We start from the raw sequence: 19,469 nt of genomic DNA on the forward strand, positions 1-19,469 counted from the left end.
CCTCGTCCTACGGAAGCCAGTCGGCCTCCAGGTCGTGCGAGTCGGTCTTCGTGAGCTGGGTCGGCGCGCTCCCGTCGGCCCCCACCAGATAGAGGTGCTCGGGATCCGCGTCGTCCGCACCGCCGCGGGTGAAGACCAGCCGCCGGCCGTCCGGCGACCACGACGGCGACCTGTCGTTGAAGCCCGACGAGGTGATGGCGTGCACTGCGCTGCCGTCGGGGCGGACGGCGTAGAGGTGGGAGACGCCGGAGGAGTCCACGCGGCTGAAGGCGATCCAGTTGCGGCGCGACCAGTCGGGCGTCCAGTCGTGGGAGCCGGACCCGGTGATCGCCTTCTGGGCCAGGGTGGACAGCCGGATCCGCATCAGCCGGCTGTGCCCGGCCGCGTCCGCCCGGTTGAACGCCAGGTAGTCGCCGTCCGGGGACCAGGTCGGATGGAGGTCGTCCGCCGCGGTGTGGGTGAGCCGGGTGGCGGAGCCGCCGTCGACGCCGGCCACGAAGATCTCGCGCTGGGTGCCGACCGGTTTGGCGAAGGCGAGCCGCTTGCCGTCCGGGGACCACGCCGGATCGGAGGCGCCCGCGGTGCCGGGCACGGCCTTCAGGCCGCCACCCGTGGACTTCATCGTCCAGATGCCGTCGATGGCGCCATCGATGCCGTAACGGACGAACGCCACCCGTTTGCCGTCCGGGGACCAGCTGGGCATCACGTCGCTGACGGCGGCGGTGTGCGTGAGCTGGACCGGTGTGCCGCCGCCGGGCGCGATCGCGTAGAGGTCCTCGACGGGCGCCGCCGAGCTGTAGCGGGCGAAGACGATCGGATGGGCCCCGGCCGGCCCGGCCACCCCGGCCGCGCCCGCCACCCTGTTCCCGCGCGCCGCGCCCGTGACGTCCGTCGCGCTGTTCCCGCGCGCCGCGCCCGTGACGTCCGCCGCGCTGTTCCAGCGCCCCGTGCCCGTGACGTCCGCCGCGCTGGTCACGCGCGCCGTGCCCGTGGTTCCCGCCGCACCGGCGTGGCCCGCGGCGGCGAAGGCCAGGGGCCCGGCCACGGCCAGTGCCGCGGCGGCCACCACCGCCCGGCGGCGCCGCGCCGCGCCGGTCCCGCCGGTTCTCCGGGACTCTCCGGCGGGTCTGTCGCCGCCGTCGGTACGCCGCTGTCGTTGCGTCATGGTGTCCACCCCGTTCTTCCCCGACGGCCCGCCGCGGACCGCTCCGGGCCGTCAACATCCCACCGACGGAGCGCCGTTGGAAGTGCCGAAACGGAGCGGTACGCGCCCTGTGACACGTTCCGTACACCGCCGTCACACGCGTCGTACGGGGCCGCGCCCGGCGGGCTCGACGGGCCGGGCGCGATAGGCGGCGGGTTCGGGCAGCGTGCGCAGCAGCAGCCAGCTCAGCACGGGCATGGCGATCAGCGGCGCCAGGGCCGTCCGCAGCGAGGTGGCGTCGGCGAGCCGGCCCAGGACCGGGCTGACCACGCCGCCGACGCTGACGGTCAGACCGAGGGTGACACCGGCGGCGGTGCCGACCCGGGAGGGCAGATAGTCCTGGGCGAGGGTGACCTGGAGCGAGAAGGGAACGTACAGCCCGATCGAGGTAAGGGCGACGAAACCGAACAGGGCCGGACCCGGCACGCAGACCACTCCGGCCACCGCGCCCACGGAGAGCAGATACGACCAGCGCGAGACGCGCACACGGTCGTAGCGGTCGGCAAGGAAGCCGCCGAGCAGCGAGCCCACCGCCCCGCCCAGGAAGAGCACGAACAGCGCCACGGTCCCGGCGAGGGCACCGCCGGGCACGCGCTGCCGCGCGTACAGCGAGACGAAGGTGCTCAGCCCGACGAAGACGACGGAACGGAACACCACGGCGAGCGCCAACCTTGTGAACGCGCCCACGTCGTCGACGGCGCCCGCGACGTCCGTCCCCGCCCGGTCCTCGCCCACGGCCGACGACGGCCCGCACGGCGCGCCGCCGCTCCGGTGCCCGCCGCTCCGGTGCCCGCCGAGCGCCCGCACCACCGGTACGCACAGCGCGGCGCCGGCCAGGGCCGGCAAGGCCAACAGCGGCGTCCGGCTCAACGAGCCGTGACCGATCACGGCCGAGACCAGGACCGGCGCCAGGGCGAAACCGAGGGTGCCGCCCAGCGAGAACCAGCTCATCGCGCTGTGACGGCCGCGGCTCGCCAGCCTCGCGAGCCGCGCCGACTCGGGGTGGTAGGCGGCCACACCGATCCCGGAGACCGCGACGAACGCCAGCGTCAGCCCGTACGAGCCGGCCACACCGCTCAGCGCGATGCCCGCCCCGCCCAGCAGCGTGCCGGCCGGCAGCAGCCACGGCATCGCCCAGCGGTCGGTGAGCACGCCGAACACCGGCTGCACCACCGACGACAGCAGCGACGCGGCCAGCACGAGGCCGGAGGCGACGGCGTAGCCGTAGTCGCGCTCCGCCACGAAGAAAGGGATCAGCGACGCCACCGCGCCCTGGTAGACATCGACACAGGCATGGCCCACGGACAACAGAGAGATCGACGCATTCGCTCGCACGCCCTCATGCTGCGGGCCTCCGGGCTGTCGCACTTTCGTTAAAGTGCCAATCAATGCAGGAAAACCGCCAGGACCTCCGCCGAGACGTCCGCCAGGGCATGCGACGACTCGACATCCGCCACACGCCCGTCGCGCCCACCCGCACCCAACACCTCCCGGCCGGCGGCGAGATCGACGCCCACCGCCACGACGACCACCAGATCGTCTACGCCGGCCGGGGCGTCGTCGCGGTCACCACCGACGCCGGCTCCTGGATCGCGCCCGCGACCCGCGCGATCTGGATCCCGGCCGGCACCGTGCACCGGCACCAGGCCCACGGCGACGTCGAACTCCACCTGGTCGGCCTGCCCGCCACGCCCGCCGCTCCGCTCGACGTGGAGGCGCCGGCCGTCCTCGCCGTCAGCCCGCTGCTGCGCGAGCTGATCATCGCGTACACCCGCACGCCCGAGGACGACAGCCCGCAGCGGCTGCGCCTGCGGGCCGTCCTGCTCGACCAGCTGACGATCTCGCCCGAGCGGCCCCTGCACCTGCCGACGCCCACCAGCCCTCTGCTCCGGGAACTGCACGAGATCCTGCGCGCCGACCCGGCCGACAACCGCTCCCTGGGCGAGCTCGGCCGGCAGATCGGAGCCAGTGCGCGCACGCTCTCGCGTCACCTCCGCGGCGATCTCGGACTGACCTACCCGCAGTGGCGCACCCAGGTCAGGCTCCACCACGCGCTGATCCTGCTGGCCGACGGCCTGCCCGTCACCACGGTCGCGCACCGCTGCGGCTGGTCGTCCGCCAGCACGTTCATCGACGTCTTCCGCCGCACCCTCGGCCACACGCCGGGCTCGCGCCCCTCTCCGTGACGGGATGTGACGTGAGGCGGCTTGGCTGACCGTGGTTACACGAGTAAGTTTACGGGCGTACGCAGCACCGGCCAGGCCAGGAAGGCACCCCATGTCTCCGGACTCCCCACTCGTGACCACGACCCGCGGCCCGGTCCGCGGGGAACGCCGCGCCGACGGAAGCTGCCGCTTCCTCGGCATTCCCTACGCCAAGCCGCCGGTCGGCCCGCTGCGGTTCGCCGCGCCCGTCCCTCCGGAGCCGTGGACCGAGCCGCTGGACGCGACCGCCTACGGGCCGACGGCCCAGCGACGCCCGTTCGCCGAGGTCACCACGATTCCCGAGCCGTCCATCCCGGGCGAGGGCGTGCTCAACCTCAACGTCTTCACGCCCGAGCCCGACCCGGACGCCGCCCTGCCGGTGCTCGTCTGGATCCACGGCGGCGGCTACGTCGCGGGCTCGGCGGCCAGCCCCTGGTACGACGGCGCCGCCTTCAACCGTGACGGCGTCGTCCTCGTCTCGCTCGGCTACCGGCTCGGCATCGAGGGCTTCCTGCACTTGGCGGACGCGCCCGACAACCGTGGCGTACGGGACTGGATCGCGGCCCTGGAGTGGGTGCGGGACAACATCGCGCGGTTCGGCGGCGACCCGGCCAAGGTGACGGTCGCCGGACAGTCGGCGGGCGGCGGCGCCGTCCAGACCCTGCTCGCCGTGCCCTCGGCCCGCGGCCTGTTCCGCGGCGCCCTGTCGGTCTCCGGCGCCGTCACCCGGCCCGACGGGCCGGAGGTCGCCCGCGCCGTCGCCCGCCTGTTCACCTCCCGTACGGGCCTGCCGGCCACGGCCGCCGCGCTCCAGGACCTGACCGACGACGAACTCCTCGACCTCCAGGACCGGCTCGGCGCGCCCGGTCCGGACCGCGAGGGCCTGCCGCCGATGCTGTCCCTGGTGCCCTTCGCCGACGGGGAGCTCGTGCCCGAGCCGGTCCTGGACGCGCTCACGACGGGCGTCGCGGGCGCCGAAGTGCCGCTGATGCTGGGCTTCACCGCGCACGAGTTCAACATGATCCCGGCGCCCGGCCCGGACGCACCGCCGCTGCCGGTCCTGCTCGGCGGGCTCGGCCTGACCGGGGAACGGGCCGGCGCCTTCGGGACGGCGTACGCGGACATCGACCCCGCCCGCCACTTCGGCCAGGCCCTCACCGATGTCACCTTCCGGGCCCCGTCGCTCGCCGTCGCCGACGCCCGCGCCGACCGCGGACGGCCCACCTGGCTCTACCAGTTCGAGTGGGCCTCGCCCGTCCACGGCCAGGCCTACCACTGCCTCGACCTGCCCTTCGCCTTCGACCTGCTGGGCGCGGAAGGCGTCGAGGCGGCCGCGGGCCCGACGCCGCCGCGGTCCCTCGCCGACGCGCTGCACCGTTCCTGGGTCGCGTTCGTCACCGACCAGGACCCGGGTGCCGACTGGCCGCCGTACACCTCCGCCACCCGTACGACGAAGATCTGGGACGACGTCCCTCGTACGGCCGAGGACCCGCTCCGGCCGGTCCGCGCGATCTGGCTCTGAGCCCGGGGGTCGGAGCCTGGCGGGGCGTGACAGGGCGGGCCGGGCCGTGGCGGCGGGGCGGGCCGGGTGGTGGTGGGCCTGATCAGCCCAGCGGCACGCTCCGGTAGTGCGTCGTCAGCCGGCCGTCGTCCGAGAGGAGGTGGAAGGCGAGCGACGGGGCCATCTCGTCCCGGAAGACGAAGTCCGACGGGTCCTCGCTCCGCTCCCAGGGCAGCTTCGACATCGACACCACGCCCGGCGCCACCAGGACCGGGCGGTCCGCGAAGGTGGTGGCCGTGGCGGAGTGGGTGTGGCCGCAGAGGAAGGCGGTGAGGGAGGGGTGGCGGCGGGCCAGTGCGGCGAGACGCTCCGCGCCGAACTGCCGGATGCCGTCCACGAAGGGGATGCCGAGCGTGGTCGGCGGGTGGTGGAAGGCGACGAGGACCGGCAGATCCTCGGGAGTCCGCGCCAGCTCCTCCTCCAGCCAGGCCAGCGTCTCGTCCTCGAGGAAGCCCTCGTCCTTGCCCGGCACCGAGGAGTCGCACAGGGCGAGCACGAATCCGTCCCGGCGCACCACCTGGTTCACCGGCGCCTCCGGGGCGGGCGGCTCCGCGCCGAGCAGCACCCGGCGGAAGGCGTCGCGGCGGTCGTGGTTGCCGGGACAGACGAACACCGGGTGCCGGGAGGTCAGGACGTGTGCCCGGATCCACGCGTACTCCGGCTCCGTGCCGTGGTCGGCGAGGTCGCCGGTGACGATCACCGCGTCGAAGTCGTACGCGAGCGAGTCCAGATAGTCCACGGTCGCGCGCGCCCGCCGCTCGCTGCGCGGCGCGTCGGCGTCGATGTGGATGTCACTGAGATGCGCGATCACGATCACGGCTGGTCTCCTCCAGGGGTGCACCGGTCCTCGGCGGGTTCGTTCCGCTCCGAGCGGAACGTATCCCGCGGGCCGCCGGCACCGCCCGGGCCAACTGCCGTCGATTGGACCTTTTCTGACGTTCCGGCCGGGATAGCATCCGGAGCGCCTCATCCGGTCGAAGGGACACACCCATGCCCAAGCGCTTCGCCGAGCTCTCCACCCCGCTGGTCGCCGACGCCTGCGTACGGCTCGGGGTGCCGTTGCGGGCCGCGCCGGCCGGCATCCTGCCCGTGCTGCCCGGCCGCCGCCTCGCCGGACGCGCCCTCCCCGTACGGCACTACGGCAGCGTCGACGTCTTCCTGGAGGCCTTCGCCGAGCACGCCGCGCCTGGCGACGTGCTCGTCATCGACAACGAGGGGCGCAGGGACGAGGCGTGCATCGGCGACCTCGCCGTCCTGGAGGCCGCGGCCGCCGGTGTCGCGGGCGTCGTCGTCTGGGGCCTGCACCGCGACACGCCCGACCTCGTCTCGATCGGCCTGCCGGTCTTCTCCTACGGGAGCTACGCGCCCGGCCCCGTACGGCTCGACCCGCGCGGGCCGGAGGCGCTGAGCACCGCCCTCTTCGGCGAGCACACGGTCGGCCCCGACGACGTGGTCTTCGCCGACGACGACGGCGTCGTGTTCGTGGCGCGCGCCGACCTCGACGAGGTCCTCGGCACCGCGGAGAGTTTGTTCCGCACCGAGCGGAACCAGGCCGAGCGGATCAGGGCGGGGGAGACCCTGCGCGACCAGACCCGCTTCGCCGAGTACCTGGAGCGGCGCGCCCTCGACCCGGAGTACTCGTTCCGGCGGCACCTGCGCGAGGTGGGCGGCGCCATCGAAGAATAGCCGTCGCCCTCGCGGCCGTCCGGCACCGGACGGCCGCACGAGCCTCGGTCAGCCGGCCCGGAAGCCGACGGTCCCGTCCGGCAGCACCGCCTCCACCTCCGCGCCGTGCTCGACGGTACGGCTCACCGTGCAGTACTTCTCGTGCGTGAGCCGCACCCCGCGGGCGAACACGTCCGCCGCCCGCGGGTTGTTGTCGGGCAGCTCGAACTCGTAACTCACCTTGATCCGCCCGATCCTGCCGTCGTCCTCGGCCCCGGCCACGCCCTCCACCACGATCCGCAGCCCGTCGTGGTCGACGGCCCGCGCGGTGCGGTCGATCACCAGCCCGCCGCAGCCGCCCATCGCCGCGAGCAGCAGCTCCACGGGCGTGAACGACGGCTGCGCGTCCGCGTCGTCGGCCGCGGCGATCCGTACCTCCGCGCCCCGGTCGTTGCGGGCGGTCCAGGTGCGGTAACCGGTGCGGACGGTCTCGATCCGGTAGTCCTCGGCCATGACGGCGTGCTCTCCTCACTGCGGGACACGGGCACGCGAACGCGCGTGCCCCGCCCCCATCCCATCACTCCCGGGCAGCCCCGTCCCGCACGGGCACCCGCGCGTCCCGGACGACCGCTCCCCACGCCTCCGCCACCGCTCCCCACACCGCTCGCAGCCGCGGCTCGGCCGCCCGGACGGAGGCGACGGCACGGTCGGGATCGCCGCCGGCTTCCCGTACGTCCGACTCCTCGGACGCGGCCCAGCAGGCGATCGCGCCGGCCAGCACCTCGGGATGGAACTGCACGCCCCAGGCGCGCGGGCCGACCCGGAACGCCTGGTACGGACAGTCGTCACCGGCCAGCAGCGGCACCGCGCCGGGCGGCAGCCGCTCGATCTCGTCCCAGTGCCACTGGGCGGCCGGCATGCCGTCGGACACGGCGCCGAGCACCGGGTCGCCGTCGGCCGCGGGCAACCGTCGCAGCGGTACGGCGCCGATCTCGGGCCCCTGGGCGCGGCGCACCACCCGGCCGCCGAGGGCGTGGGCCAGGAGCTGGCCGCCGAGACAGATGCCGAGCACCGGCAGCCGGGCCTCGACGGCCTCCCGTATCAGCTCCCGCACCCGCGGCAGCCACGGCGCGGCCGTGTCGTCCTCGCAGTGGGGCGCGCCGCCGAGGACGAGCAGACCGGCCCAGCCGTCCAGCGACTCCGGCAGTGCCTCGCCCTGCCAGGGACGGTGCACCCGCAGCTCGACGCCGGCCGCGTCGAGCCGTTCGCCGACCAGGCCGGGCCCGGCGTCTGCCTCGTGCTCGACCACAAGGACCGGGAAAGCCGTTGTGCGGTTCACGTCGTGCTGCCTCCACGTTCGTCGCAGGACGAACGCCCCGATGCGTCCGTCCTCACCAGAGGGTGGCTGAAAAAACGTTCCAGCGGGGCCTGTTCGGGGGGCGGACCTCGATGCCGCGCCGGGGAGGCGACGGCGGGCCGACTCGTCGCCGTGTGTCTGAGTACGTGGGGACGGCCGTCTGAGTACGTCGTCCGATGCGGGGCGTGGCGGCCCGCTGATGAACTGCCACCATGACCGAAGACCCGCGCACCCGTCCCCTCCGGCAGGCCACCGCCACGGCCACCGCCACGGCGACCGCCACCGGTGCCGCGCTCGCCGTCGCGCTGCTGCCGGTCGTGGTCGGCGCGCTGCTCGCCCGCTCGGTGGGCGGCGACCCGATGGCCTCCGTGAACGCGCTCATCGCCAGCGGCGGCCAGCGGGCCCGGCTCTCCCGCACACAGCTGCGCACCTGCGGCGGCCGCGCCGTCGCGACCGCCCGCGGCGTCCTCGGCCGGCCGACGCTGCGGGCCGGCAGGCGGATCGCCCGGGCGAGCGGGTCCTCGGCCCCCTGCCGTCCCGGCAACGGCTCGTAGCCGTCCGCCGTCCGCCGTACGGATCACGGGTCGTACGGATCGCAGGTCGTACGGGTCGAAGGTCGTACGGGTCGTACGCGTCGTACGGGTCCGGCGGCCGGCCCCGGTTACGGCCCGCAGGCTCAGGACGTCTCCCGGCTCACCGGGCGCGCAGCGAGTCGACGTGGGCCAGGAGGGCGGCGGCGCCGTCCTCCGCGGCGAGTCCACGGGCGAGTTCGGTCGCGCGGCGGCGGTGCGACGGCTCGGACAGGCAGGCCCTGACGGCGTCGCCGAGGGCCGCGGCGGTGAGGTCCTGGAACGGCAGGGACACGGGTGCCACTCCCAGCTCGCACAGCCGGGACGCCCAGAACGGCTGGTCGGCCATGACGGGCACGGGAACGGCGGGCACTCCGGCCCGCAGTCCGGCCGCGGTCGTGCCCGCCCCGGCGTGGTGCACGACGGCGGCGGTGCGCGGGAAGAGCCAGTCGTGCGGTACGTCGCCGACGGCCAGGACGTCGTCGCCGAAGCCGCTCAGACCGGCCCACCCGGCCTGCACCACCGCGCGCACGCGAGCCCGCGCCACGGCTTCGGAGACCAGTTCGCCCAGTCGCTCGCCCTGACCCGCCGCCATGCTGCCGAAGCCGATGAACACCGGCGGCGGACCCGCCTGGAGGAAGTCGGCCAGTTCGGCGGGCGGTTGCCAGCCGTCCGGCCGCGCGGGCCACCAGTAGCCCGTCACGTCGGCCCAGGACGGCCAGTCCGCCGGGCGCGGCACGACCAGCGGGCTGAAGCCGTGGAAGACCGGCCGGACGTCGACCGGTGCCGAGGGCGCGCCGGGCAGCCCCAGCCGGGCGCGCAGCCGGGTCACGGCGCCGGCGAAGACGCCCTCCGCCCGCTTCAGCACGTCCCGGCCCGCCGCGAGGTTGCCCGCCGGCCCCGGGCTCTCGGTGCTCCGGGCGTTGGGCAGCGGGAACTCCTTTGTGGCGAACGCCGGAACGAGATACGTGCCGACGACGGGAACACCGAACGCCTCGCCGGCCGTCCGGCTGAGCGGCGCCGGGCCGAACGGCGTGAGCAGCAGGTCGGCCCCGCCCGCGACGGCCTCCGCCACCCCGTCGGCGAGCCCGTCCGCGTACGCCCTCGTCAGCGCCTGGACCTCCTCCCGCGACGCCGCCCGGGCCCAGTCCTGGATCAGCTGCCGCGGGTCTCCCGGCACAGGCCGGTGGGCGAGACCGCAGCCGTCGAGGAGCGGGGCGAAGGAGGGGTGGGCGGCCACCGCGACCTGATGGCCCGCGTCCAGCAGACGCCGCCCGAGACCCGTGAAGGGCGCGACGTCTCCCCGTGAACCCGCCGTGACGATCAGAATGCGCATGACGGGATTCTCCTCGCACGCCGTCAGCTCGCCGACAGCGGGCGGTCCTTGAGGCGCGTCAGGGAACGGTCCTGCGGATTACTGCGGATGCCTGCGGATGCCTGTGGATGCCCTCGGAGCCCTACGGATTCCCTCGGAGTCCTGCGGATCGGCGGGCCGTCATGCCAGCTCCCACAGGCCTTTGGCGAGAGCGGACAGGCCGCCGCCCAGGGCCAGCGCGAAGATGAGCCGCCGCACTCCGCGCTCTCGTACCTTCGGGGCGAGTGTCTTCCCGATGAGGGCGCCCGCCGTCACGGCGGCCACGGTCGCTACCCACCCGGGCCCGCTCAGCCGTGGTGCACCGTTGACGGTCACGGAGAGGACGTTCACGGCGATGCCGTAGAACTGCGCGTTCGGCACGAACGCGTGGACGGGCCACCGCGCGTTCAGGGCGTACAGCGAGTACGGCGGTCCGCCGACACCCGCGGCCGCGTTCATGAATCCGCCCACGGCTCCCGCGGTCACGGCGCCTTTCGTCCCGGTCAGCGCCGGGAGGCGCGCGCCGCCCATCATGAGCGCCACGGCGAGCGTCACGAGAGTGCCGACGCCGGCCAGCAGCACCGGTTCGGGAAGCCGGGCCGCCGCCCAGGAGCCGGCCGGCACGGTGCAGGCGGCGGCGAGGACCAGGGGAACCATGGCGCCGATCCGTACCCGCCGCCAGCTCGTGGCGAGTCCGGCGACGCTGACGGCTCCGGCCGCGCAGTTCGCGAGCACCACGCCCTGCGCCGGGCCGAGCAGCAGGACGAGCGCGGGGACCGCGATCAGCGCGAAGCCCATGCCGGTGAGCCACTGCACCGAGGCGGCCAGTACGACGACGCCGCCCAGGAGTAATGCGGCCGCTCCCGCACCGACCGTCAAGACGCCGTCCGGCCGGACGGCGGCGCGGGCGCCTGCGCCTGCGTCTGCACCCGAGCCTGCGTCTGCCCCTGCGTCTGCATCTGCGGGCGGTGGGCGGCGAGCGCGGTGCGCATGAGGCGGCGGGCGCGCGGCGCGGCCCGTTCGTCGCCGAGGAGCTGGATCTCCTGGTTCGCGGCCATGGCCAGGCCGGACAGGAGCGACACGAGGTCCTCGGGCTCGAGCCGCGGGTCGAGGTCGCCGGCGGTCTGCGCGGTGGTGATCTGCTCGGCCAGGAAGCGCCGCCAGCGGACCACCACGTCCTGGAGGCGCGTACGCAACTCGCCCGGCCGACCGTCGAGTTCGCAGGACGCCGCCGTGACGAAGCAGCCGTTGGGGAAGGGGCTGTCGGCCAGGTAGTCGCACCAGGCGTCGATCACCGCGTGGAGGCACGCAAGGCCCGGCTCCGCCGCCCGGCCCGGTGCCACCACCGCCGTCGTGAACATCTCCACCGCGCGGTCCAGGGCGCTGAGCTGGAGTTCGGCGCGCGAGCCGAAGGGGCCGACGACGCCGGCCTTGCTCATGTCGAGCGCCTCCGCGAGCGCGCCGATGGTCAGTCCGGACAGCCCGAGGCCGGACGCCTGGTGCACCGCCGTCTCGACGATGCGTTCCCGGGTGCGCCGGGCCTCCTCGACCGATTTCCTCATGCCCTTGATCTTACCGAACGTTCGTCTGCTAAGTTAGCGAACGATCGTACGCCAAATAAGCGATGGGGAGGACGGCGCATGCGTGTGCGTTGGCTTGGCTGGGCCGGAGTGGAACTCGAGGCGCAGGGCGAGAGCCTGGTGATCGATCTGCTCGGCCGGCCCGAAGGCGTCCTGGAAGGCACCGCCCTCGCGGACGTGCCGATGCCGAAGGTCGTACCGCCCCGCACGGAAGGCCACGTGCTGGCGGGCCTGTGCACCCACCTGCACCGCGACCACACCGACGCCGGCGCACTCGCCCGCGCCCTGCGGCCCGGCGGAACGGTCCTGCACCCCGAGTCCTTCGGCGGCGACGACCACGAGAACCTGTGGACGCTCAAGGCGGAGGCCGAACTCACCGCCCACGACCTGCCCCGCCGGCCCATGGCCCTGTGGGAGACCACGACCATCGGGCCCTTCACCGTCGCCGCCGTGCCCGCCGTCGACACCCTCGGCGATCCGCAGGTCTCCTGGGCCGTCGAAGCCGACGGCACCCGCGTGATTCACCTGGGCGACACCATGTACCACGGCTACTGGTGGCGCGCCGCCCACCGTTACGGCCCCTTCGACGCCGTCCTCACACCCATCAACGGACCGACCGTCTGCTTCCCGCACTGCCAGCCGCCGAGCCCGTATCCGGCATCGCTCGACGCCGAGCACGCCGCCGTCGCCGCCCGCCTGCTCCAGGCGAGGACCGCGATCCCGATGCACTACGACGGCTTCCACTCCGACTTCTACGCCACCCAGCCCGACGAGCTCGCGCGCTTCCTCGACGCGGCCGCCGGCGAGCCCTACGAGGTCCTCGCTCCCGCCGTCGGCGAGGAACTGGAACTCTGACGGGCGAGACGGGCGGGACGGGCCGGCCCAGTCGGAGGGACGGGTCGAGCCGGACGGCGGGTGGAGAGCGGGGCGAACCCGCGGAGGGGCCGTACGCGTGGGCTCGCCGGAAGGACGGCCCCGCCTGACAACACCACGGTTTCGCTCCCCTTACTGCGCCGAACGGGTGATGATCCCTGCGGGACCGTCGGTGTCCCGTCCCACCCCTCGTCGAAAGGGCAGCGCCCATGGAAGAAACGCAGGACCGCGCCGCGGAACCGGAGCGGCAGGGCGGTGCGCCGCCGCGAGGGATCGGGCGGCGGCGATTCCTCGGATACGTGCTGGCGGCGCCGACCCTCACCGTCGCCGCCCGGGTCGGCGAGGACCTCCTCGCGCCCGAGCCCGCCGCGGCCGCCGTCCCCGCCGCCGCGCCCGGCGTCGTGCCCTCGCTGCCCGGGCCCGCCGAGATCCTCGACCTCAACGACCTGCTCACCACCGCCGCCCTGCCCACGGCGAACCTCATCACCATCCGCGTCGACCCCGACGGCACGGCCCACTTCGCGCTGCCCCGGGCCGAGGTCGGCCAGGGCATCACCACCTCCACCGCGATGATCGTCGCCGAGGAGCTTGACCTCCCGCTCGACCGGGTGCACGTCACGCTCGCCGACGCCCGCCCCGAGCTGCTCTTCAACCAGCTCACCGGTGGCTCCAACACCACCATCTCCACCTTCACCCCGATCCGGGTCGCCGCCGCCGTCGCCCGCGGCCGGCTGCTGCGCGCCGCGGCCCTGGAGCTGGGAGAGGCGGTCGGCACGCTCACCGCCACGGCAGGAGTTGTTTCCGCTCCGAGCGGAAAGCGCCTCGGCTACGGCGAACTCGCCGTCAAGGCCGCGGCCCTCGCCGACACCCAGGTCGCCGTCACCCTCAAGGAACCCCGCGACTTCCGGGTCATCGGCACGGCGCAGCGCCGGACCGACGCGCTCGCCGCCGTCACCGGGCGCAAGACCTTCGCCATGGACGTCAAGGTGCCCGGCGCCCTGCCCACCATGGTCTGCCGCCCGCCCACCATCAACGGCACCGTGCGCTCCGTCGACAACCTGGCCGAGGTCGCGGCCATGCCCGGCATCACCGACGTCGTCCCGGTCTCCACCGGCGTCGCCGTCCGCGGCCGCACCTTCGGCCAGTGCGTCGACGCCGTCCGCGCCCTCAAGGTCACCTGGGGCCCCGGCACCGCCGAGGGCGCCTCCGACGAGACCGTCCTCCAAGAGCTGCGCCGCGCCGAACTGCCCCTCGTCGTACCGCCGCTCGACCTCCTCACCAAGTCCGTCGACGTCCGCTTCACCTTCCACTTCGCCAGCAACGCGGCCCTCGAGACCAACTGCGCCGTCGCCGACGTCCGGCCCGGCTCCGCCGAGATCTGGGCCAGCCTCAAGTCGCCGATCGTCGCCCAGGAGAAGATCGCCCTCCAGCTGGGTCTGCCGCCCGGCGCCGTCACGGTCCATGTCACCGAGGGCGGCGGCTCGTTCGGCCGCAAGCTGTTCCACGACGCCGCCGGCGAGGCCGCCGAGATCTCGAAGGCGATGGGCAAGCCCGTACGGCTCATGTGGCACCGCACCGACGACTTCCGCCAGGGCCGTACGCACCCGATGGCGACCTCCCGGGTCCGCGCCACCTACGCGCTCGGCGAGGTCCTCACGTACGAGCAGCGGCACACCTCCGTCGCCACCGACTTCGGCCACGGCGTCGGCGAGATCATCACCTCGGAGGCGGCGAAGCTCCCGGTCGCCGACCTCACCTTCTCCGAGACGATGTTCCAGCTCACCCAGAGCAGCCCCTACCACTTCGGCGTGACCACCCAACTGCTCGGCGAGGTCGACCACGGCTTCAACACCGGCTCCATGCGCAACATCTACTCGCCCAACGTGCGCTGCGCCCAGGAACTGGTCGTCGACGCCCTCGCCCGGCGCATGGGCCAGGACGCCCTCGCCTTCCGGCGCCGCTTCCTCAAGGACGCACGGGCCCGCGCCGTGCTCGACAAGGTCGCCGACATCGGCCGCTGGGGACGGCCGATGGAACCCGGCACCGCGCAGGGCATCGCGGTCCATCCCGAGTACCACTCCGTCGTCGCCGTCCTCGCCGAGATCGACTGCCGGCCCGAGACCACCGGACGGAAGATCCGCGACGCCTTCACCGGGCCCCGCGTCACCAAGGTCGTGTGCGCCGTGGACGTCGGACTCGCGGTCAACCCGCGCGGCCTGGAAGCCCAGATGATGGGCGGCATCATGGACGGCATCGCCGTCACGCTCACCTCAGGCCTCCACCTCAAGGACGGCCACTTCCTGGAGAGCAGCTGGGACAACTACTACTACACCCGGCAGTGGAACACCCCGCCCGAGCTGGAGATCGTCGTCATGCCGTCCACCGGCGACAAGCCGGGCGGCGCGGGCGAACTGGCCGTCGCCGCGGCGAGCGCCGCCGTCGCCTGCGCCTACGGCCGGGCCACCGGCACCATGCCGACCACCTTCCCGGTCAACCACGGCGCGCCGCTCGCCTTCACGCCCGCGCCCACCGTCCCGCCGATCCCCGCCGCGCCGGCCGACGGCCGCGACCGCGCCCTCTGAGAGCAGACCAGGAGCCACCGTGCCCCAGCACACCTTCATCCTCAACGGCAAGGCCGTCACCGCCGAGGTCGAGGACGACGTCCGGCTGCTCTGGGTCCTGCGGGACGTCCTCGGCGTCACCGGACCCAAGTACGGCTGCGGCGTCGGCGTCTGCCGCGCCTGTACGAGCCACCTCAACGGCAAGGCCGTCACGCCCTGCACCGTCCCGGTCAAGGAGGTGACCGCCGCCGACGAGGTCACCACCATCGAGGGCCTGCCCGCCACCGTCGGCCGCGCACTGCACCCCATGCAGGAGGCCTGGCTCGACATCGACGTCGCCCAGTGCGGCTACTGCCAGCCCGGTCAGATCATGACCGCCGTCGCGGCCGTGCGGCGCGCCCAGGAGGAGGGCCGCGAGATCGACGAGGCCGATCTCGACCAGATCCGCAACATCTGCCGCTGCGGAACCTATAACCGTATCCGAGAGGCCATCAAGGAGGGCGCCCGCCGCATGACCTGAGCCGGCGGCCGGCCCGTGGCCTCCGTCCGACGAGAGGGAGTGCCGCCGTGCCCGGAAAGATCGTCCTGTTCAGCAACGTCTCCCTCGACGGATACATCGAGGGAGACGGCCACGACATCGACTGGCACCGGGTCGACGAGGAGCTGCACCAGCACTTCAACGACGAACTGGCCCCCGCGGGCGGCTTCCTCAGCGGCCGGCGCACCCACCAGCTCCTCGCGGACTTCTGGCCGACCGCCGACGAAGACCCCGAGAGCACGCCCACGATGCGGGAGTTCGCCGGGATCTGGCGCACCATGCCCAAGTGGGTCTACTCCACGACACTGGAGCGGGCCGACTGGAACACCACCGTCGTCTCCCGGGTCGACCCCGCCGAGGTCCGCGCCCTCGCCGCGGCCGCCGACGGCGACCTCGTCCTCAGCGGCGCCGAGCTCGTCAAGGCCTTCCGCGCACACGACCTGATCGACGCCTACCAGATCTACGTCCAGCCCTACCTCGTCGGCCGCGGCACGCCGCTCTTCAGCCCGACCGACACCGCCGCGCCCCTCCGCCTCGACCGGAGCCGCACCTTCTCCAACGGAGTGGTGCTGCTGCGGTACGAGCGCGGAGAGTAGTTCGTGGCACGAATTTTTTGGCCGTGACGGGTCCGCACGAGCCTTCCGCTCGCGTATTCTGGGTGAATGGGGAAATCCACGGATGAGAAAATGGGAGTCGTCGCCGCGTTGGTGCGCTCCTCTTTTCTGGTGAACGCGGTGTACGCGGAGGCGAGCCGGGAGTACGGCGTGACGCCGCAGCAGGGGCAGCTGCTGTGCGTGCTGATGCCCGGGCCGTACGGGATGCGGGAGCTCGGCGCGGTGCTGCGGCTCGCCAAGTCCAGCCTCACCGGCCTGGTCGACCGCACCGCGCGGCTCGGCCTCGTGCGCCGGGAGCCCGACCCGGAGGACGGGCGGGCGATCCGGGTCGTCCTCACCGAGGAGGGCGCGCGCGTCGCCGAGGCCTTCTACGCGGAGACCTGCCGGCGGATCGACCTGCTGCCGGCCGGGCTCGACGACCCGGAGCGCGAGCGGCTCGCGGAGCTGCTCGGCCGTGTGGTCCTCGACAACGAGGTGCCGGTCGTGTTCGCCGAGCCGGACAAGGTCTAGAAGGCGCCCGCCGTGTCCGCCGTGCCGAAGAGTTCGGCGAAGCGGCCGGTGAAGAGGTCCGCGGCCTTGTACTGGACGACCGTCTCGACCGGCAGGATCATCGGGCCGTCGGGCGACGGGAACTGGCCCACACCCGCGTCGGGGCCCAACGGCAGCAGCACCGCGGGTACGGGGGAGGGGCGGTAGGTGGCGGTGGGAGCCTCGCCGTTCAGGGCCGCGGCGATGTTCTTCGCGACCACCTCCGCGTGCTGCATCGCGTAGCCCGCCATCTTCGCCTCGTCGAGGTCCGTGACGTCGCCGATCGCGTACACCCGCTCGTGCCCGTCCACCCGCAGGTGCTCGTCGACCCGGATCCGGCCCTGCTGGGTGCGGGCGGCGGCCAGGTCGTCGGCCAGGATGCCGGTCTCGACGCGGACGCCGTGGGCGCGGAACCAGATGTCCGCGCTCACCTCGCCGCCGTCCGCCGTGGCGACGGTGAAGGTCTTCGCCCGGCCCGGCTCGGCCGGCGGCTCCTCGGCGAGCACCGTGCCCAGGCGCAGCTCGACGCCGAGCGCGGCGAGCTGGGCGAGCAGGTCGGCGCGCAGCTCCGGCGCGAAGCCCGGCATCACCTCACCGGCCGGGTCGACGATCGTGACGCCCTTCTCGGGCCACACCGCCTTGATCTCGCCGGCCAGCTCTAGGCCGACCGGCCCGGCGCCGGTGATGAGGACCTGGTCGGCGCCGGCCAGCTCCTCGTGCGTCTCGCGCAGCCGGGCCAGCGCCTCGTCGGCGGAGTCGACGCCGGACTTGGCGGGCCGCGGGTAGGTGGAGCCGGTCGCGAGGACGACGTAGTCGGCGTCGACACGGGCCCCGGAGGCCAGGGTGACGCCCCGGGCGTCGACGGAGGCCGCCCGCTCGCGCACCACCCGGCCGCGCCGCAGCAGCCCGTCGTAGCGGAAGAAGATGTTCGGCGCCCAGTCGGGCCGGACCAGGGCCCGCAGGGATCCGGCGGCGTGCTCGAAGGCGTCCTTCGGCTCCACGAGCACGACCTCCGCGTCGGTCTCCGTGTCGAGCGCCTTCGCGAGGGACGCGCCGGCGTAACCGCCGCCGATGACCGCGACAATTCCAGACATGGGCTGCTCCCGTGAAAAAAGATCTGCTGTAGTTCGTGCCACGAACCATAGTAGTTCGTGGCACGAACTGTAAAGGCGTGGCTTATTTCCTATGGCCGGAAAAGGAGGGTGCGGGAAGGCGGTGCTGATAGGTTGCGGCCGTGGACGACTTCTCCCGTTCCTGGACCGCGCTTCGCACGGCCGTCGCCGGGCTCGCCGACGAGGACTTCGCCCGGCCGTCCGGCTGCAGCGGCTGGCTCGTACGCGATCTGGTGTGCCACCTCGTCATCGACGCCCAGGACGTGCTCATCACGCTCGCGACGCCCGCCGACACCGAACCGACCCGCGACGCGGTGACCTACTGGGAGCTCTCCGAGGCCCCGCCGACCGGCGACGACCCGCTCGACGCGCTGACCGTCCGGCTGGCCGCCGCCTATGAGGACCCGGCGCTGCTGAAGTTCCACCTGGACGACGTCGGTTCGGCGGCCGGGCGCGCCGCCCGCCTCGCCGATCCGGGGCTACGGGTCGGCACCCGCGGCCAGGTGCTCACCGCGGGCGACTACCTCTCCGCGTACGTCCTGGAGTGGACCCTGCACCACCTGGACCTGATCGCCCACCTCCCGGGCGCGCCGGAGCCGCCGGCGGAGGGCCTCGCCCGGACGCGCGCCATGCTCGAAGTCCTCGCGGGCGCGCCCCTGCCGACGTCGATGTCCGACCGGGACGCCCTCCTCGTCGGCACCGGCCGACGGGCTCCGACCGGCGAGGAGCGGGCCGAGCTCGCCGCGTTCCTTCCGCCCGGTGTGAAACTCCCGCTCCACGTCGGCTGAACCGGCCCGCCCCGCCCTGTCGCCCGCCTGTTTCCCCGGCCGGACAGGCCGTCCGTTACGCCTCGGACTTGGAGCGGCCGGGGGAGAGCAGGAGCGCCAGCGTCGCCTCCAGTTCGGCGCTCGCGATCCGGGCCGCCTCCTCCGCGTCACCCGCCGCCACCGCCTCCACCAGCGCGGTGTGCGACTCCTCGCCGTGGCGCGGCTCGTCGGAACGCAGCCGGAGCAGGTCGAGCAGCTCGATCAGGGCCTCCCGCAGGGCGGGTGCGAACTCGGCGAAGAGATCGGTCAGTACGGGATTGTGGGCGGCCGACACCAGAGCGGAGTGCACACGGATGTCGGCGTCCACGAAGCCCGCGTCGTCGCCCTCCGCCGCCGCGCGCCGCCCGGCGAGGGCGGCCCGCATGGCCGCGACGTCCTCGTCGGTACGACGCAGCGCGGCGAGCCGGGCCGCCTGCACCTCCACCAGCATCCGCACCTCGTAGACGTCGGTGACCGCGGCCGTCCGCAGCCGGGTCGGCCAGTCCTCGACCGGCCGGGTCGCCGTCACGAAGACGCCCGCGCCCTGCCGCGGCTGCACGAGACCCGCGCCGGCGAGGGCCCGCAGGGCCTCGCGCACGGTGGAGCGCCCCACGCCCAGTTCCTTCGCGAGCGTGGTCTCACCGGGCAGCCGGGTGCCGACGGGCCAGTGGCCCGCGGTGATCTGCTCCCGCAGCCGCTCGGCTGCCTGCTCGACGAGGGGGCTGGGGCGCAAGGCACCGAGCGGCAATGGGGTCACCTGATTCGCTTCGCGTGGTTGGTTTCTCTCGGAAAGAAACTATCCCAATCCTTCCCGAGAACTTGTCTGAGGAGTACTTGTCTGAGGAGCTGAGGAGTGGCTAGAGTCTCCGACGTGATCTTCCGTGGACCGCTTCTTCTCGGCTGCCGCGGCGGGGCTTGACGCGACCGGCACCCCGCCGCGGGA

Annotated in this window: 20 protein-coding genes; 10 read left to right on the forward strand and 10 right to left on the reverse strand. The window is 73.8% G+C overall.

Annotated features, from left to right (window positions below):
* Positions 1–7 precede the first annotated feature (7 nt).
* Together ACIGO8_RS12485 and ACIGO8_RS12490 are read right to left on the reverse strand one after the other, a co-directional pair.
* A complete protein-coding gene (locus ACIGO8_RS12485) occupies positions 8–1,165 on the reverse strand; it encodes a hypothetical protein (RefSeq protein ID WP_399728055.1) in 1,158 nt (385 codons plus the stop codon).
* A 132-nt stretch (positions 1,166–1,297) separates the two neighbouring features.
* Positions 1,298–2,539 (reverse strand): MFS transporter, encoded by a 1,242-nt coding sequence (locus ACIGO8_RS12490; protein ID WP_399728059.1) that lies wholly within the window; start codon positions 2,537–2,539, stop codon positions 1,298–1,300.
* Positions 2,540–2,592: 53 nt separating this feature from the next.
* Between ACIGO8_RS12490 and ACIGO8_RS12495 the strand changes: the two genes are divergently transcribed.
* The gene (locus ACIGO8_RS12495; RefSeq protein WP_399728062.1) at positions 2,593–3,390 is read left to right on the forward strand and encodes an AraC family transcriptional regulator; all 798 of its coding nucleotides are present in this window, start codon (positions 2,593–2,595) and stop codon (positions 3,388–3,390) included.
* Positions 3,391–3,502: 112 nt separating this feature from the next.
* Complete coding sequence (locus ACIGO8_RS12500; RefSeq protein WP_399728065.1) at positions 3,503–4,930, forward strand: carboxylesterase/lipase family protein; 1,428 nt, start codon at positions 3,503–3,505, stop codon at positions 4,928–4,930.
* An 82-nt stretch (positions 4,931–5,012) separates the two neighbouring features.
* Here the strand turns inward: ACIGO8_RS12500 and ACIGO8_RS12505 are convergent, their stop codons facing one another.
* Positions 5,013–5,786, reverse strand: a complete 774-nt coding sequence (locus ACIGO8_RS12505; protein ID WP_399728068.1) for a metallophosphoesterase — start codon at positions 5,784–5,786, stop codon at positions 5,013–5,015.
* Positions 5,787–5,959: 173 nt separating this feature from the next.
* Here ACIGO8_RS12505 and ACIGO8_RS12510 point away from each other — a divergent pair, with 173 nt between their 5' ends.
* Positions 5,960–6,655: an RraA family protein gene (locus ACIGO8_RS12510; RefSeq protein WP_399728071.1), complete on the forward strand. Its 696-nt coding sequence runs from the start codon at positions 5,960–5,962 to the stop codon at positions 6,653–6,655.
* A 48-nt stretch (positions 6,656–6,703) separates the two neighbouring features.
* Here the strand turns inward: ACIGO8_RS12510 and ACIGO8_RS12515 are convergent, their stop codons facing one another.
* A complete protein-coding gene (locus ACIGO8_RS12515; RefSeq protein ID WP_399728074.1) occupies positions 6,704–7,147 on the reverse strand; it encodes an OsmC family protein in 444 nt (147 codons plus the stop codon).
* A gap of 64 nt (positions 7,148–7,211) precedes the next feature.
* The gene (locus tag ACIGO8_RS12520; RefSeq protein WP_399728077.1) at positions 7,212–7,973 is read right to left on the reverse strand and encodes a type 1 glutamine amidotransferase; all 762 of its coding nucleotides are present in this window, start codon (positions 7,971–7,973) and stop codon (positions 7,212–7,214) included.
* Positions 7,974–8,203: 230 nt separating this feature from the next.
* On the opposite strand from ACIGO8_RS12520, the gene ACIGO8_RS12525 reads away from it, so the two are divergent.
* On the forward strand, positions 8,204–8,545 hold the full coding sequence (locus tag ACIGO8_RS12525) for a hypothetical protein (protein ID WP_399728080.1): 342 nt from the start codon (positions 8,204–8,206) through the stop codon (positions 8,543–8,545).
* 139 nt (positions 8,546–8,684) lie between these two features.
* Here the strand turns inward: ACIGO8_RS12525 and ACIGO8_RS12530 are convergent, their stop codons facing one another.
* The 3 genes from ACIGO8_RS12530 to ACIGO8_RS12540 form a co-directional block, all read right to left on the reverse strand.
* Positions 8,685–9,896, reverse strand: coding sequence for a glycosyltransferase (locus ACIGO8_RS12530; RefSeq protein WP_399728083.1), 1,212 nt, complete (start codon positions 9,894–9,896; stop codon positions 8,685–8,687).
* A gap of 159 nt (positions 9,897–10,055) precedes the next feature.
* Positions 10,056–10,793: a TSUP family transporter gene (locus tag ACIGO8_RS12535; protein ID WP_399728086.1), complete on the reverse strand. Its 738-nt coding sequence runs from the start codon at positions 10,791–10,793 to the stop codon at positions 10,056–10,058.
* Entirely contained in the window at positions 10,790–11,476 is a 687-nt protein-coding gene (locus ACIGO8_RS12540; RefSeq protein WP_399728089.1) for a TetR/AcrR family transcriptional regulator, read from the reverse strand. The genes ACIGO8_RS12535 and ACIGO8_RS12540 overlap by 4 nt, the downstream gene beginning before the upstream one ends.
* A 78-nt stretch (positions 11,477–11,554) precedes the next feature.
* Here ACIGO8_RS12540 and ACIGO8_RS12545 point away from each other — a divergent pair, with 78 nt between their 5' ends.
* The 5 genes from ACIGO8_RS12545 (at position 11,555) to ACIGO8_RS12565 (ending at position 16,590) form a co-directional block, all read left to right on the forward strand.
* Positions 11,555–12,349 (forward strand): MBL fold metallo-hydrolase, encoded by a 795-nt coding sequence (locus ACIGO8_RS12545; protein WP_399728092.1) that lies wholly within the window; start codon positions 11,555–11,557, stop codon positions 12,347–12,349.
* Positions 12,350–12,576: 227 nt separating this feature from the next.
* Complete coding sequence (locus ACIGO8_RS12550; RefSeq protein WP_399728095.1) at positions 12,577–14,949, forward strand: molybdopterin cofactor-binding domain-containing protein; 2,373 nt, start codon at positions 12,577–12,579, stop codon at positions 14,947–14,949.
* 19 nt (positions 14,950–14,968) lie between these two features.
* On the forward strand, positions 14,969–15,448 hold the full coding sequence (locus tag ACIGO8_RS12555; RefSeq protein WP_399728098.1) for a (2Fe-2S)-binding protein: 480 nt from the start codon (positions 14,969–14,971) through the stop codon (positions 15,446–15,448).
* A gap of 47 nt (positions 15,449–15,495) precedes the next feature.
* Positions 15,496–16,062 (forward strand): dihydrofolate reductase family protein, encoded by a 567-nt coding sequence (locus ACIGO8_RS12560; protein WP_399728101.1) that lies wholly within the window; start codon positions 15,496–15,498, stop codon positions 16,060–16,062.
* 90 nt (positions 16,063–16,152) lie between these two features.
* Positions 16,153–16,590, forward strand: a complete 438-nt coding sequence (locus tag ACIGO8_RS12565) for a MarR family winged helix-turn-helix transcriptional regulator (RefSeq protein ID WP_399728103.1) — start codon at positions 16,153–16,155, stop codon at positions 16,588–16,590.
* Here the strand turns inward: ACIGO8_RS12565 and ACIGO8_RS12570 are convergent.
* Positions 16,587–17,702, reverse strand: a complete 1,116-nt coding sequence (locus ACIGO8_RS12570) for an NAD(P)/FAD-dependent oxidoreductase (protein ID WP_399728106.1) — start codon at positions 17,700–17,702, stop codon at positions 16,587–16,589. The two genes, ACIGO8_RS12565 and ACIGO8_RS12570, sit on opposite strands and share 4 nt — an antisense overlap.
* A gap of 140 nt (positions 17,703–17,842) precedes the next feature.
* On the opposite strand from ACIGO8_RS12570, the gene ACIGO8_RS12575 reads away from it, so the two are divergent.
* A complete protein-coding gene (locus ACIGO8_RS12575; RefSeq protein WP_399728109.1) occupies positions 17,843–18,508 on the forward strand; it encodes a maleylpyruvate isomerase N-terminal domain-containing protein in 666 nt (221 codons plus the stop codon).
* Between the two features lie 55 nt (positions 18,509–18,563).
* On the opposite strand, the gene ACIGO8_RS12580 is transcribed toward ACIGO8_RS12575, so the two are convergent.
* Entirely contained in the window at positions 18,564–19,274 is a 711-nt protein-coding gene (locus tag ACIGO8_RS12580) for a FadR/GntR family transcriptional regulator (protein ID WP_399728112.1), read from the reverse strand.
* Positions 19,275–19,469 lie beyond the last annotated feature (195 nt).

This window comes from Streptomyces sp. NPDC053493 (assembly GCF_044544825.1).
GTDB lineage: Bacteria > Actinomycetota > Actinomycetes > Streptomycetales > Streptomycetaceae > Streptomyces.